We start from the raw sequence: 15586 nt of genomic DNA on the forward strand, positions 1-15586 counted from the left end.
ATTAAACCCCGCGTTTGTTGCCCCATAAAAGCGCATGCAATTGCGGGAGCACGCGGACGTCATTCATTTCCGGTGTGTGCACTACTTTTTCGACGAGCCATTCCAATTGATTAAGCAGCTTTACGCGCAATGTCAAATCATCTGTTTCGGACACATCATCATTGCCAACTTGCAAATAAAAAGGGACAGCCGGATAACGCTCATGAATATTTTTCGCATATTCAAAATCCTCGTCGTCAAAAACAACAACTTTTAAACTAATGTTGGACATCCGACCTTTATCCGTTAATTTTTTAATAATTTCATCCAATATAGTAAAATTCGTATCCATTCCCGAACTCGGCGGCTTTGGCGATATTGTTAAATCATCGATGTCATAAAACCAATCCTGCCAACGGCTCCCTTGCGTTTCTAGCGCTATGCGAATTCCTTTTATTTTTAATAGTTGCACGAGTTCATCAAGCGATTTTAATAAAGCAGGGTTGCCGCCGGAAATGGTCACATGATTAAAACGGTCGCCGCCGAGTTCCGCAAGACGATTCCAGACTTCTTCTGCCGTCATTTGCTGAATCTCTTCTTTTGCTGTTCCATCCCATGTAAACGCCGAATCGCACCAACGGCATGAATAATCGCAACCAGCGGTACGAACAAACATCGTCTTTTGTCCGATCACCATTCCCTCTCCCTGAATGGTCGGACCGAAAATTTCAAGCACAGGAATCGTTTTGCTCATTATTGTTCCCCCGCTTTCGGCCGGTAGACTACATAGCTGGTCGGCGTCTCGCGCACAAACACTTGCAAACATTTCGGCTTGTGCGGTAAAGCATCTAAGTATTCTTGTACCGCTTCATATATTTTTCGTGCCACCACTTCTGTCGTTGGAAAATGGTCGCTGTTTTCGGCATCAAACCAGTCATGATGATCATTTAATAGCGTATGGTCGAGCTTGCCGTGAACGATTTCCTTCAACTTTTGAAAGTTGACTAAAAATCCTGTGTCATCAAGTTCATCACCGGCTACTGTAATGTTAACAACATATGTGTGCCCATGAACATTTGCACATTTGCCTGCTCTCTCATGCGGAATAAAATGGGCTGCGGCAATGTGCATATCTTTATTTAGTTCATAGCGGTAATTGTGCCATACTTGCGGATAAAGCTGGTGCATCATCGCCCGGTCACCTCTGCCTTTTCACGCAAATATTGTTCTAATCCCCGCTTTCGAAGGATACATGCCGGGCATTCACCACAGCCATCCGCGATGATGCCGTTATAACAAGTCAATGTCTTTGTTCGGACAAACTCTAACGCCCCTAGCTCGTCAGCCAATTTCCATGTTTCTGCTTTGTTAAGCCACATGAGCGGAGTATGGATCACAAATTGATAATCCATCGCTAGGTTTAGCGTCACATTGAGCGATTTAATAAATATATCGCGACAATCCGGATAACCGCTAAAATCGGTTTCGCAAACGCCTGTCACTAGATGGCGCGCTCCCTTTTGTTTGGCAAGCACTGCCGCAAACGATAAAAACAACAAATTCCGGCCATCAACAAATGTGGACGGAAGCTCTCCTTCTTTATGTTCAATCGCTATATCGCTTCTTGTTAACGCATTTGGGGCTAATTGGTTCAACAGCGACATATCAAGCACCGTATGCTCGATGCCAAGTTCCTTTGCGATCGATGAAGCAACGTCGATCTCTAGGCGATGGCGCTGATTATAATCAAACGTAATCGCTTCAACCTCGGCGAAATGTTTGAGCGCCCAAAACAAACATGTCGTGCTGTCTTGGCCGCCGCTGAACACAACAACCGCTTTTTCTGTTTTCATTGTTTGCGCTCTCCTTTCTTTTTTTCAAGAAGAAAGAGCGTTCTAAAACAAAAAAGCCATACCCCCTCCTAAGGATATAGCCTTCCCTAGTTTTTTATAGAGGGTTGTTCTAGAACCTCTCCTGCGCAACCAAGATAGCAGCGCAGATTTCTTCTATCATGTTTTCCACCAATACTATACCACACTTCTTCATTGCATACTAGCTTTAGATTGAAATCGTTTTTTTACTGACACAAATACGTAAAGACTTGGAATATAGATAATCAAAACGTAAAAACCCGTCGTTGACACGATTTGATCGAGCAAAGCGATTTCTTCACGTTTGTTAAAGAAAAGAGAAGCAGCAAATAATATAGCCAAAATAATTGGAAGGGATTTGCGTTGTTTCAATGAAGTCATTTGTTTTAATCCGCCGGTTACCGCCCAGACCGCTAAACAAATAATCGGGAAAATAACAAACACGTAAGTAGAAATAATAATATACTCGACCCGTTCAATAAACGGAATTTCCGGAATTTTGGCGAGTGTCAATGTCGGCCATATAACATGTTTAATTTGCTCCTCATTATAAAAAACTGTCGAGATAAAAATCACTATTAAATAAAGCAACGTTGTAAAAGCGGTTCCCCACTGTGCCCATCGTTGCGACTGCGGGGCGTTTTTCACAAATGAATAATACATCAAAATCATCTCAAAACCAAGGTACTCAAACGTCACCCCTTTTGCTCCCTTTAAAATATCAACAATGGAATGGTCAAATACCGGCAAGAAATTTCGATAATGGGCATACTCAAGTGAAAAAAACAGCATCGGAAAAATAGTCAAAAGCGGAACGATAAATCCCCAAACACATAAACCGACGACAATACGGAATCCGCCAGATACCGTGTAATATGTTAACAATAAAAATATCAAGCTAAATTGCCAAGTTCCCATCAATGGGAATACCCACACTTGAATAATTTCAATATACGTTCGCAAAACTACAAGCGCAAATGAAAGAAAATAAACAAGCAGTCCAGCATTTAACAGATTCCCGATCCATTTTCCAAAACACTCTATATTCACCCGAACGATGTCTTTGCCTTCGCCAGATGCCTGAAAAATTTTGTACACCATCCATATGAGAACATGTACGGCCAATCCGGCAATAATGATACTGATCCAACCATCATGCCCCACTATTTCATTGAGACGGCGTTGAAAACTAAGAACTCCCACTCCTAGTTGTGCACCGTGAATGGTAAAAAATACAAAAAACGGTGACACTAAAAACCGTTCACGATTCCCTTGCTTCATACATAATGTCCCTCCACACTTTCGGGCCTCAACTATTCGCCAATCCCCGTCTGAATAATGTCAACGTTTACGTGCGGCCGAATTTGTAAATGCCTGTATCCCTTATAAAATGATTTTTCGTCCCAATGCCTTGTATGACTGCGAACAAAATCCCCGATCCCAAGCGGATCGACTCCTTTTTTTTGAAAAAGGGAAATAAGCGCGGTAATATCCTTATTTAAATGTTTTTCCATTTGTTTGCGGACAAGCTGGAATTCCTTCTTGTTGGGCAAATCAAGCCACGTTGGATAATCGCGAATAGAAGCGCGAATGCGAAGATGGATATCGATAATAGGTTCTCTTCCTCTTCTCAATGAATATTGAGATGTTGCAAACAAATTCTCTAGCAATACGCGTCCCTTTTTTTTATTTTTGGAAATTGGTATTTGGTAGACACCATTCTTCGTTTCATCGAGTAGCAGCTTCACGAGAAACGACTGGCGCAAATCAATTCGTCCAACATAATTTCCGTCTTTAAAAAGCGCCAATCCTTCTAGTTTTACGAAATTCCCCTTTTTTTCTAAATAAGGCAAAAACGGATCGCGCCCTTTCCCGAAATAGTTGTATAAAAAAATGTGCAAGTTCGTATTGGGCAAGTTCATTTCGCGAATATTTTGTTCAATGAGATTGGATAAATAAAGCGTATCGCTCAACGTCGTTTCTGCTGTAATGCGCAGCAATCGCTCCGCATCCCCTTTCGCGACCGCTAGTTGCAAACGCATCCCAACCTTGTTGTTTCTCGCTAAACTATGAACAATTTCCGTAATGCCTTTTTTAGCAAAAGACTTCCCAAACAACACTAAGCGAAGTTGTCCTTCCTCGATTGGCAGCGCCGATTTCGAGGAAAGACGCGGGATTAAATCGTACGTGGTCGATGACTCCGTCGTTAAAATATCCGGTTTTGTCATCGGGCCTTGTCTAAACGTTGGATAAATGGCCGTGCCAACATATTTTCCTTTCTTCCAATCGTATCCCATTGCATGAATAATTTGCACTTGATCGACGATACGGGAGCTTTTGCATCCAGCAAGCATAAATGTAACTACTAAAATGAAATAGAGAGCCCGTTTCATACTATCTCCTCTCTTACTCATCAATATCTTTTTTCTGTTTCGCTTTCTTCGGGTTATATCGCCAGAGCAAGCGAGGGCGCAAGTAGCTTGGACGCTTTACTGTCATCTGGTAAGGAGAACGAATGAGACTGTCCGCAAAATCTTTCGCGCGAAACGGATATAATGGCACTAGGTATGGATTGCCGAACGACTGAAGTTTGCCTAAATGGATTAAAAGCAAACAAATAGCAAAAGCAATACCGAGCCCACCCCAAAATCCGGCAAATAGAATAATGGGAAAGCGAATAAAACGAATCGTATTCGACATTTTATAAATCGGAGTCGTAAAAGAGGCAAGCGCACCTAGCGCCACAATAATGAGCAAAATATTGCTTGTAAGCGCCGCTTCAACAGAAGCCTGCCCGATGACAATACCGCCAACGATACCGAGAGTTTGCGCTACTTTAGTCGGCAAGCGTGCACCAGCTTCCCGCAATAATTCGATCGTAATTTCTAGAAATAGCACTTCTAATATTGGAGGAAACGGAACATTAGAGCGCGAAAAAATAATGGGCCCAAGCAAATCTTTCGGAATCATTTCATAATGATACGTCAATACAGCAACATAAATGGGCGACGCCAAAACTGAAAACATAACGCCAAACATGCGGATCATGCGAAAAAATGAACCGAGAATCCACGGCAAATAATAATCTTCCGGCGATGTAAAAAAGTCAAACAATGTAGAAGGACCGGTAATCACGTATGGAGATCCGTCAGCAAAAATCGCGACTTGTCCCTCAACCAATGCATATATTGCCTTGTCAACCCGTTCGGTAGATACAAATGGGGGAAACGGTGAAGAAGAGTTGTCCGCTAATAATTGATCAAGCAAAGATGCGTCAAATACAATGTCAAACTCAATTTCACTAACCCGCTGGAGAACTGTTTCAAGCGTCTGTTCATTTACAACTCCTTCAATATAAGCAATGACGATTTTAGTTCTTGACACTGTGCCCAATGTTAGTTCACGGAAAATTAAATTTGGTGTCACAATTTGCCGCCGCAGTAAATGCAAGTTCGTACCAATGTTTTCAACAAATCCTACTTTCGGACCGACGACACTAAATTCATTTTCTGATTCATTGTTTTGCCGCAACCCCAAGTTTTCGCTCGCTAGGTTGACGAGTGCGCAGCAGTCGGGAATATCCGCAAATCGAATCATAGCAAACCCTTTGAGCAGTTTTGTTTCGATCGTTGCCACATCTTGAGTCACTTCAATTCGTTGTATCGGAATAATTTGCTGTAAATTCTCGATCGAAAAAGACGTATATTTCGGCAATTCCTGTTGCAGATGACAAAGGACTTGCTGCTGCAAAAGTTTCGGATCGACCAATGAATCGAAATAAAAAATAGAAACGTGATAGTTGCCAGTTTGAATTTGCACATTGGCAAAATCGCTTGATTGCTTTAACATGTCTAACAATTGTTGTAATGTTTTCGTTTCCTGTTTTGGCTTATTACTTTTAAACAACAATGAAAAAATGGACATTTCGTAAATCCCCTCAAGCGCTCGTTCGTTTATTAGCTAGTTTTCCTCCCTTTCCTTATTTTATGCATTATTACAATTCCCCCTATTTATAGACACAAGTTTTGGGATGAGCCTCTCCCGACTACTTACAAGCACTCGTCTTCAAAATAGCAAAGCATTTGTCATATAGTGACAAATGCCTTACAATCGAGGTATTTTCCGGCACATTAGCAAAAGAAGAAACAAAAGGCTTATATACCCAAAAATTGGATATAAAAATGATAAGAGTGAACCGTAGCGAAATAGGCTGATCAGATACAAAATAACAAACAGTACGATTAGAAAAAAAAGTGAACCAAATGTGCGAAATTGCCGTTTTAAACCGAATACCCCACCCACGATAGATGTAAAAATTTCTCCGTAAATCACAAGAAGATACAACCAGTAAAAATAAGCAAAAAACGTTTGAACAATTTTGGCCATCGGAATATCGTAGCGCAAAACATGCGGAAACGAAAGTAAGATGATATGACTGCTTAACAAAATAAGAGTGAGCAATATGCCGCCAAGCCAAGCCCCCCACCTCACCGCTTGTTCATCTTCAGCCTCAACGGCCAATGGAACAAGAACGGTTTGCGCCATCGCTAAATTAAAGGCTGTGTAGGAAAACGGAGAGAAAAAAGCACGCCATGAATAGTGAGGAAAAAATGAAATATTGCACCATTTTTCTCCGAGCATGAGCTTTCCAAAAAGAAAAAAACTAAACAATAACATCATCGGGACAATTAATACATTTACCGCAAACAGCCCTTTCACATCATAAAGCATCACAGCGAAGACGAGGCATATAGTAAACGCTATGCCCACTTGTTTTGAAAGGCCAAGCTGTTCCTCAAAAAGCGCCCCAGCGCCTGATAACATTACCGATGTCACTCCTACTATCATAATTGTCATGATGATTGTAATCATTGAACTTGCCGTTTTCCCAAACAAATAATCATTTAACTGCTTGTACGAAGAAGCGCGCAATGCTCGCGCCATCATCATCATACGCGCACCGCTCCACGCAAACAATCCTCCGCTTATAAAAACGCCGATCGTTCCGAACACCCCGTATTGCGTAAAAAACTCGACAATCTCTTTTCCTGTGGCAAATCCAGCACCGACAACCGTTCCAACATATACCGCTGCGATTTGCCAAGCCATCGACCATTTTTTGGACACCTTTTCTACACCTCATCCTTCTTGTCCTTCTATTGATGTATATATATGAAGGAATCGGCAAAGAAAGACGAAGACAAATAAGAAAAAAGGATGTCGACGAGACATCCTTTTTAACACATTCACCGAGAAGTCTCCCACCTCTAAATGAAATGTAGATGTGGAAGGTTCATCGAACAGTCACTTGTTCTACTTTATGTTCGTGCAACTGCTTTGATTCTACATGCACTTTTACAAAATAAGTACCTTTTTCTTTAAATGTTGCCGTCGCGCTATATTCTCCATTAGCGTTTTCATGCGCATCGATAAATTCGTGTTTCTCGGCATTTTCCTTCCATATCTCAAAATGAACAGATACATTTACAAGCGGCTTGCCATCGTGAGTAATACGGGCGGCTAGCTCCGCCGGTTTCCCTGCTTCATATATGTGTTCATGAAGATTGACGGTCAAGCTGTCATCGTGGTCTTCATGATGTTCACCGCTTTCAGCCTGTTCAGACGGTTGGCCAACTACAACATCGGTTTTTGGCATATTATGCATGTTATGTGCCGTTACATGGGCCACAATAGAATACGTTCCTGGCTCTGTAAATATTTTTTCAACCGCATATTTTCCGTTTCCTTTATGTTTTGCTTGCAACATTTCATGCTGTCCGTTCCCTTGCTTCCAAATTTCAAATTTTACTTCATCTGCATTCGTTACTTTTTCCTTGCCGTATGTGACAATACAGGCAATTTCCGTCTTTTTCTGGAGCGCAATCGGCGATTTTACATCTATTTTTACATTGAGAATCGCCGGCTTATCCGGCTCTTTTGTTGTTTGAGCGCAACCGTTCATCATAGCTAGGATGACTATAATAATAACAAAGACTGAAACAAATGTGCTTCTCTTCACTGTCTTTTCTCCCCTCTTTCTTTCCTCACGTTTCAATATAGCATACCTTCTCCCTACTACAAGCCATTGTTCACACTTTTTTCAAAAACATTTCACGTTTCCCACAAAAAATTTCAAAAAACTACTTGAAAGTCAAAAAAGGTCAAATTATAATAAAAACAAAAGTCAAAGATAGTCAAAGTCAAACAAAAGGAGGTTGGACTTCATGATGTGTGAAATGTGCCAACAACAGAATGCAACCGTTTTTGTTAATTTACAATTTAATAATAAGAAAAAACAATTACGACTTTGCCATAAATGTTATGAGAAACAAAAACAAGAACTTGAAATGCCAATGAATTTAGGATTTGGAGATTTTTCAACATTCCCTTTCAATCATTTCCTTTCTCCAAATTCAGATATAGATTTTACATCATCTTCTGCTGAATCAATAAAACAGTCACAACACGGCGGCGGCTTCCTTGATCAATTTGGACGCAACTTAACGCAGCTCGCCAAAGCGGGACTTATTGATCCTGTCATTGGCCGAGACAAAGAAATTGAACGTGTCATCGAGATTTTAAATCGCCGCAACAAAAACAATCCTGTGTTAATTGGGGAACCAGGAGTTGGTAAAACAGCTATCGTTGAAGGACTTGCTTTGAAAATCGTTGAAGGACAAGTTCCGGCTAAGCTGTTGAACAAAGAAGTATATTTGCTCGATGTGGCTTCTCTTGTTGCCAACACCGGCATTCGCGGACAATTTGAAGAGCGCATGAAACAATTGATTGCCGAACTGCAGCGCCGCAAAAACGTTATTCTTTTCATTGACGAAATTCATTTGCTTGTCGGCGCGGGTTCTGCGGAAGGCTCGATGGACGCGGGCAACATTTTAAAACCGGCACTCGCACGCGGTGAACTGCAAGTCGTCGGTGCAACAACGTTAAAAGAATACCGACAAATTGAAAAAGATGCCGCACTTGAACGGCGTTTTCAACCTGTCATCGTCCATGAACCGACGCTTGAACAGGCCATTAACATTTTGAAAGGGATTCAAGCAAAATATGAACAATTCCATCAAGTAAAATATACAGATGAGGCGATTAACGCTTGTGTCGCTTTATCGCAGCGCTATATTCAAGACCGCTTCTTGCCGGATAAAGCGATTGATTTGCTAGATGAGGCTGGTTCAAAAGCAAACTTGCGGATTACACCGACAGATGAAAAACAAATTCAAGAACGCCTTGCTCAATTGGCCAAAGAAAAAGAACAAGCAGCTAAAGGAGAAAATTATGAGCTAGCAGCGAAATTGCGTGATGAAGAACTCAAATTAGAAAAGCAGCTGCAAAACAGCCAGACGCAAGAAACGCCAATTATAGACGCTCTTGACATTCAGCGGTTAGTTGAAGAAAAAACAGGTATTCCTGTCGGCAAACTTCAAGCAAACGAAAAAACGAAAATGAAAATGCTCGAAGAAAATTTAGCAAGAAAAGTGATTGGCCAAGACGAGGCGGTTAAAAAAGTAGCCAAAGCAATCCGCCGCAGCCGAGCAGGATTAAAAGCGAAAAACCGCCCAATTGGCTCATTCCTATTTGTCGGACCAACCGGTGTCGGTAAAACCGAATTGACAAAAACGCTCGCCGAAGAATTATTCGGCTCTAAAGATGCGATGATTCGTTTAGACATGAGCGAATATATGGAAAAACACTCGGTCGCGAAATTAATCGGTTCGCCTCCTGGCTACATCGGCCATGAAGAAGCAGGACAATTGACGGAGAAAGTGCGCCGCAATCCTTACAGCATCATCTTGCTCGATGAAATTGAAAAGGCGCATCCAGATGTGCAGCACATATTCTTGCAAATTTTAGAGGACGGCCGTTTAACGGACAGCCAAGGGCGCACTGTCAGCTTCAAAGATACGGTCATTATTATGACAAGCAATGCAGGGGCAACTGATAAAAAAATTACCGTCGGTTTCGGAAAAGAAGCGGGTGCTCGGACAAGCATAATCGATTCGTTAAACTCTTATTTCAAACCGGAATTTTTAAACCGCTTCGATGCGATTATTGAATTTAAACCACTTGAAAAAGAGCATATGCTGCAAATTGTTGAACTAATGCTTGCCGAAATCCAAGCAACACTAAAAGAAGAGGGAATCCAACTCGAAGTGTCGCAAGAGGCGAAGGAAAAACTCGCAGAAATCGGATGCCATCCGGCATTTGGCGCCCGACCGCTTCGCCGGGCAATTCAAGAACATGTTGAGGATCAAATCGCCGATGTGCTCCTTGACGAAACAGAAGATGTCACACACATTCACATAGATATAAAAAATGGAGAGATTGTCGCTCAATCTCTCCGCAAATAAAATACCCTTTTAGGTTGATGATAGGTTATAGACCTCTGTCTATAACCTATTTTTATTTATACAGTCCGTTTAGAAAGAGGAAATTTCTCGATGAATATGTGTTCGTTTTAAGGAAGTATGTACTGTTACACACCTGAAACAAACGGCTCTTTCTTTCGATACACCATTCCTTCGGCAAGCGCAATTAATTCTTCCTTTTCATTCACAACGGTAATTCGATATAAGCCGAGACGGTGCGGTTGGGTCTCTTCCTGCGCAATCGCCATTAGCTTTTCACCTGCGAAGCTAGCTTTCATATAGTGCATCGTCATAGTGATGCCGACAGCAACTTGGTTATGAGAGTTGCTAGCACATGCAAAAGCTACATCCGCCAAAGAAAAAATCGCCCCGCCGTTTGTACTTCCGTGAAAATTAAGCAAATGCTCCTTGACTTCCATTGACACTTTGGCGTACCCTTCTTTAACCTCATCAATGGAGATTCCTAAATATTGCGCAAACGGGTCCTTCTTCATTCTTTCAATTAGTTCTTTCATAAAATTATTCACCATCCTATTGTAGTGTTTCAACAGAAAGCAGTATAAAGATAATAGCAAGATTCACGGATCTCATGAAAATAAAACGCATTGTAACACTGAGCGAACTTGCGTAAAAAATATAAAAAAACCCCACCCTCTTTGAAATTCATATAATACAGTAATAGTTCCAAAGGGTGGACAGCATCATGGTTTTCGCTTTTATAGTCGAACACGCATGAATAAGTGCAACGATCCTTTCTCCGTAAGGTAAATAGCTAGAGTAACGAGGCGAAATATTTTGACAACTGCTTGTTTTTATCACATTCATGATAGATTCATTATTTAACTAGTAATTTTCGTTTGTGTGTTATACATGTCCATTCTTTTAGATGCAGCTGCATTAACCAAAATCGATTGGTCATCGAAAATCGCGCGGTTTCTGCCCATGTTTTTTGCTTTATATAACAAAAGGTCCGCCCGCTCGAGCCATTCATTCTCTTTTTCCCCGATTTCCCGGCTCGCAACACCAAAACTCATCGTTACTTTGAGAGCTTTGTCCCCAAATGTCGTTCTCGACAATTCATTATAAATGGCTTCGATTACTCGCTTAGCACATTGATGATTAACACCAGGGAATAGAAAAGCAAACTCTTCCCCTCCGCAGCGAAAAGCTTTGCCCTTTTCCCGTCCTACACACTCGGCAAGAATTTTACTAATTTCTTTTAATACAAGGTCTCCGATTACATGGCCATATTGGTCGTTAATAAGCTTAAAATGATCGATGTCCGCTAATACAAGTGTATAAGGCTCTGTTTTGTGCAAAATGCGCCGGAGTGATTCATGAAAAAACCGTTGATTGTATAATCCTGTTAAATAATCAACCCTTAACTGCTTTTTTAGCGTCATTTTTTCATAGAAATGCTTTCTCTCTCGTGAAACAATAAAACCTCCAAATAAACCGACAACGGTGAGGCATCCAATATGCGATAGGAAATGAATAGAGACCGGCTGCTCCTTTTGCAAAAGCATGGCGATAAAACTTGCAACAAAGCCGGTGGTGGCCACAATAGCGCCCGGCATCCCCCAATAAAATGCGGCATGCATAACCACTAAATATGTCATTGGAACAAACGGGCTGTTTGTTCCTCCCGTCATCATAAGCAGCCACACTAATACGAGAAAATCAAGGCCAACTCCGATGGGATAAATAAACTTTGCTATGCGGCTTCGGCCTGTTGTAGTTTTCAAGAAGGTATACTGCATTATTAGTACGCAACATAAGCTAAACATAAATAGAACAAATACCGAATCTTTTTTTAAATGAAAAAAGGACTGAATGGCCGGAACCGAAAATAAAGCGGCACATATGCACAATAAAATCCACCTGACAAAAGAGAAAAACCACTCCATTTTGTAACCCTTAAATTTCCCCATACACTTCATTTCCTTTTCGATTTTCAGTATGATTCTAGCATTACAACACCATATAATACCAAAATTTTATACTTTTTTCTACATTAAAAATATTCAATCACACATTTTTTCTCTATCGCTTCAATAAGCAAAATTTCAACATCTTTGCTGTCAAAAAAACGAGACTGATTCCAAAAGGTCAGTCTCGTTTCGCTAATCCGTCCATAAGAAATCGAATCGTTCGCTCCATCTCCAACTCATCATCCCACTGCCCGTCAGGCAAGACGAGAAAACGTGTCAATAAAAAGCCGACAATCGTTGTAATAGTCATACGAATAATCGCGTTTGCCGGCAGCTCGACAATCTCACCTTTTGCCTGAAAATATTCGATAATGCGCTTAAACTTTTCATAGACGTTTTGCATAAATACCGCTTGAATTTGCTCTTTAATCTCCGCATGAAACGCCGTTTCTTGCCAAAAAATTCTAATGAGCGGCAAATGCTTTTTGACGAACTCAAAGCGATTTTTCATCAGCGCACGAATAAAGTCTTCATAGCTCTTATATTGATGTTCAAATACTTCCTTTACAAATTCCTTCGCCAAAAATGGGGCGACGACTTTCGTGATCGTCGGAGTGACGATCGCTAACAGCAAATCTTTCTTTGTTTTATAATGGCGAAAAATTGTTCCTTCGGCTACTCCCGCACGCTTAGCAATTTCGCTTGTTGATGTTGCTGCATACCCTTTTTCAGCAAACATTTCAATCGCCGCTTCTAAAATTTTCGCCTGCTTGTCGCTTAACTTTACTTCTTCATTGTTTACTTTTAAGAGCTCTTGTAGCCATTGGTGCTCGTTCATTTTTGTGCTCCTTACAGTCTTCGATATTTCTTTAGTGCTATTACATTTAATATCATAAACAATAAAGAGAAGCCAAGCAAAATATATACATCAAAGGCGATGTCGCTCCAGCCGTTCCCGCGGATCATAATCTCTCTTAGTGCATCCGCCCCGTACGTCAACGGCATGATAACGCTTACTGAACGGAGCCATGGCGCCATTGTTTCTAAATTAAACAACCCGGAAAAGAAAATTTGCGGCACGATGACTAATGGAATAAATTGGATCATTTGTAGTTCGTTATGGGCAAACGCCGACAATAATGTTCCTAATGTTAACGCTGTCATCGCTAGTAAAAAGGTAATGAGCAGCACATATAAAAATGAGCCTTCCATCATCATATCAAGGATATCAATCGCAAACCATGAAATTAAACTCGCTTGAAACGTCGTAAAAATACCGAAGCCGATCACATATCCGGCCACAATTTCCCAGCGTTGAAGCGGGGTCGCCAACAGCCGCTCAAGCGTTCCATTGGTTCGTTCACGTAAAAAAGAAACACCCGCAATCAAAAAGACAAAAAAGAAAATAAAAAATCCGATGAGCACAGGGCCAAAGTTATCAAATAACTTCATATCTTCAGAACCGTGCAAGTACGTCGTTTTTAATTTGAGCGTCTCTTTCTGCGGCGCTAATGATTGAAACGCTTGTTGCACTGACATAAGCACCGCTTTGTTGGCGGTCGGATCGCTGCCTTCAAGCGTCAATTTCGGTATCCGTCCGTCCATTTCCAAAAAGGCATCGAGTCGCTGTTCATGTAATTGATCCTTCGCCTTTTCTCTCGTCACTTGTTTTACATCGGCTTTACTTTTCTCTAATGCTTCCACAACAACATTCGGTACATCTTGGTTGACTCCAATCGCTGGCTTATATTCTTCTCCGTTGAATACTAAATGCATTAAAAACAAAACAAACATCGGAGCAAAAATCATCAGTCCAAGCGTCCGTTTGTCGCGAAAAAATTGGCGTATAATCCGCACAACGATGGCGCGTACTCTCATAGTTTCGCACCTCCAAAATATAAAAATGCTTGCTCAATCGTTTGGGAGTTGGTTTTTGCTTTTAGTTCGGCTGGACTGCCTACAGCAATCAGGCGCCCATTGCGAATCATCGCCAGCCTTTGGCATTTCTCCGCTTCATCCATGACGTGAGTCGTCACGACAATTGTCGTTCCTTGCTGGCGAACCCGTTCAAGTTCTTGCCATATCGATTGGCGAAGCACCGGATCGATCCCTACCGTTGGCTCATCTAAAATCAATACGTCCGGTTCATGAAGCAACGAAGCCGCAAGAGATAAGCGTCGCTTCATTCCGCCGGAATAATTGTGCACCGGCTTTCGGAGATGCTCGGTTAAATTAACGAGTTCGGCTACTTCTTCGATGCGCTGTTTTTGTTTTTTTCCTTTTAGTCCGTAAATCGCTGCGAAAAACTGCAAATTTTCAAGCGCCGTCAGCTCCCCATATAACGCATCAGATTGCGCCATGAAGCCAATGCGCTGCATCGTCTGTAAACTCGGCATTTTCGTATTGAGCACATAAATCGTTCCGGTTGTTGCCTCATCAATTCCGGCCATCATTTTAACTAATGTCGTCTTTCCCGCTCCCGATGGACCAAGCAACCCAAAAATTTCTCCCCTGCCTACCTCAAGCGTCACATCATCGATCACTTTCTTTTTTCCAAAACTTCTCGATACATGCTCAACGTGAATGCACATGCTCTCAGGCATATGATTTCCTCCAATCTATTTATGAGTGATTACTCACTTATAATATACGACAAACTAAAACAAATTTGAAGTGAGTAATCACTCATTTATTCAAAAAATTTTTAGAGGCTTTATTTTCGACCGCTGAACCCCACTGCTGAAAACAACCTCTCCTCTGCTACAATAGCTGTTCAAGTTCCTTCCATCCGTAGCATATTTCTTTTAGTGCTTTGCCGCCGATTTCAATCGTCTCTTCCCCGACAACCGCTGCGCCTAAACGTTCGTAAAAATGTTTCGAAGGGTTGTCGTTGAGCACCCAAACGATCAACGAGCGAATTCCATCGTTCCACAAATCTTTGATGAACGCACTCACAAGTTTTTTTCCATAGCCTTTTCGTTGCGCCTCTTTTAGTAAATAAATGGCGTACAGCTCTCCTTCATACTCTGCAAGCGTTCCTTCTTTTACGCGATTGTTCCCGCCGGAAATAAAGCCGCACACCGTCCCGTACTCCTCCGCAACAAAAATATGGTGATGGTCTTGCTGCAAGATGCGTTTCCATAGTTCTTCCTTTTCTGCCACCTTCAGTTCCTGTAAATATGCACTTGGCACGATTCCTTTGTAGGTCGTTTTCCAGCTTTCCACATGGACGCTCGCGATCGCTTTGGCATCTTCGAGCGTGGCTTTGCGAATGTTCATCATCTTTCGCTCCTTTTCTTCATATCATGTTCCCTTCTTCTTTCTACTGAATTCAACAAAAAAGGAAGAAACCCTGCAACGATCGCTTCCTATCCTCTATAGAAAAAAAAGTGGTCAGCTCTCAAACGAAAACAATAGCTAATTT

Annotated in this window: 15 protein-coding genes and 1 riboswitch; of the genes, 1 reads left to right on the forward strand and 14 read right to left on the reverse strand. The window is 41.5% G+C overall.

The window, feature by feature from the left end:
• Window position 1 precedes the first annotated feature (1 nt).
• From queE to N667_RS0103900, 8 genes are all read right to left on the reverse strand, one after another.
• Entirely contained in the window at window positions 2-733 is a 732-nt protein-coding gene (gene queE, locus N667_RS0103865) for a 7-carboxy-7-deazaguanine synthase QueE (protein WP_027408358.1), read from the reverse strand.
• Window positions 733-1170 carry a 6-carboxytetrahydropterin synthase QueD gene (gene queD, locus N667_RS0103870; protein ID WP_027408359.1) on the reverse strand — a complete coding sequence of 146 codons (438 nt, stop codon included), beginning with the start codon at window positions 1168-1170 and terminating at the stop codon, window positions 733-735. The genes queE and queD overlap by 1 nt, the downstream gene beginning before the upstream one ends.
• Complete coding sequence (gene queC / locus N667_RS0103875) at window positions 1167-1832, reverse strand: 7-cyano-7-deazaguanine synthase QueC (protein WP_027408360.1); 666 nt, start codon at window positions 1830-1832, stop codon at window positions 1167-1169. The genes queD and queC overlap by 4 nt, the downstream gene beginning before the upstream one ends.
• A gap of 80 nt (window positions 1833-1912) precedes the next feature.
• A riboswitch (PreQ1 riboswitch) is annotated at window positions 1913-1957 on the reverse strand.
• Window positions 1958-2021: 64 nt separating this feature from the next.
• Window positions 2022-3131: a GerAB/ArcD/ProY family transporter gene (locus N667_RS0103880; RefSeq protein ID WP_027408361.1), complete on the reverse strand. Its 1110-nt coding sequence runs from the start codon at window positions 3129-3131 to the stop codon at window positions 2022-2024.
• Window positions 3132-3163: 32 nt separating this feature from the next.
• Window positions 3164-4243, reverse strand: coding sequence for a Ger(x)C family spore germination protein (locus N667_RS0103885; protein ID WP_027408362.1), 1080 nt, complete (start codon window positions 4241-4243; stop codon window positions 3164-3166).
• Between the two features lie 13 nt (window positions 4244-4256).
• A complete protein-coding gene (locus N667_RS0103890) occupies window positions 4257-5774 on the reverse strand; it encodes a spore germination protein (protein ID WP_027408363.1) in 1518 nt (505 codons plus the stop codon).
• A gap of 180 nt (window positions 5775-5954) precedes the next feature.
• Entirely contained in the window at window positions 5955-6959 is a 1005-nt protein-coding gene (locus N667_RS0103895; RefSeq protein ID WP_035098013.1) for a membrane protein, read from the reverse strand.
• 184 nt (window positions 6960-7143) lie between these two features.
• The gene (locus N667_RS0103900) at window positions 7144-7815 is read right to left on the reverse strand and encodes a FixH family protein (RefSeq protein WP_051529948.1); all 672 of its coding nucleotides are present in this window, start codon (window positions 7813-7815) and stop codon (window positions 7144-7146) included.
• A 259-nt stretch (window positions 7816-8074) separates the two neighbouring features.
• Here N667_RS0103900 and N667_RS0103905 point away from each other — a divergent pair, with 259 nt between their 5' ends.
• Complete coding sequence (locus N667_RS0103905; protein WP_027408366.1) at window positions 8075-10213, forward strand: ATP-dependent Clp protease ATP-binding subunit; 2139 nt, start codon at window positions 8075-8077, stop codon at window positions 10211-10213.
• A gap of 125 nt (window positions 10214-10338) precedes the next feature.
• On the opposite strand, the gene paaI is transcribed toward N667_RS0103905, so the two are convergent.
• The 6 genes from paaI to N667_RS0103935 all read right to left on the reverse strand — a co-directional run bounded on the left by paaI (window position 10339) and on the right by N667_RS0103935 (window position 15441).
• Window positions 10339-10746 carry a hydroxyphenylacetyl-CoA thioesterase PaaI gene (gene paaI, locus N667_RS0103910; RefSeq protein ID WP_027408367.1) on the reverse strand — a complete coding sequence of 136 codons (408 nt, stop codon included), beginning with the start codon at window positions 10744-10746 and terminating at the stop codon, window positions 10339-10341.
• Between the two features lie 324 nt (window positions 10747-11070).
• The gene (locus N667_RS19045; protein ID WP_198020509.1) at window positions 11071-11976 is read right to left on the reverse strand and encodes a GGDEF domain-containing protein; all 906 of its coding nucleotides are present in this window, start codon (window positions 11974-11976) and stop codon (window positions 11071-11073) included.
• Between the two features lie 364 nt (window positions 11977-12340).
• Window positions 12341-13000, reverse strand: coding sequence for a TetR/AcrR family transcriptional regulator (locus tag N667_RS0103920; RefSeq protein WP_027408368.1), 660 nt, complete (start codon window positions 12998-13000; stop codon window positions 12341-12343).
• Window positions 13001-13011: 11 nt separating this feature from the next.
• Complete coding sequence (locus tag N667_RS0103925) at window positions 13012-14040, reverse strand: ABC transporter permease (RefSeq protein WP_027408369.1); 1029 nt, start codon at window positions 14038-14040, stop codon at window positions 13012-13014.
• Complete coding sequence (locus tag N667_RS0103930) at window positions 14037-14765, reverse strand: ABC transporter ATP-binding protein (protein WP_027408370.1); 729 nt, start codon at window positions 14763-14765, stop codon at window positions 14037-14039. Before N667_RS0103930 ends, N667_RS0103925 begins: the two co-directional genes overlap by 4 nt.
• 157 nt (window positions 14766-14922) lie before the next feature.
• A complete protein-coding gene (locus N667_RS0103935) occupies window positions 14923-15441 on the reverse strand; it encodes a GNAT family N-acetyltransferase (protein WP_027408371.1) in 519 nt (172 codons plus the stop codon).
• Window positions 15442-15586 lie beyond the last annotated feature (145 nt).

The organism is Anoxybacillus tepidamans PS2, from assembly GCF_000620165.1.
Taxonomy (GTDB): domain Bacteria; phylum Bacillota; class Bacilli; order Bacillales; family Anoxybacillaceae; genus Anoxybacteroides; species Anoxybacteroides tepidamans_A.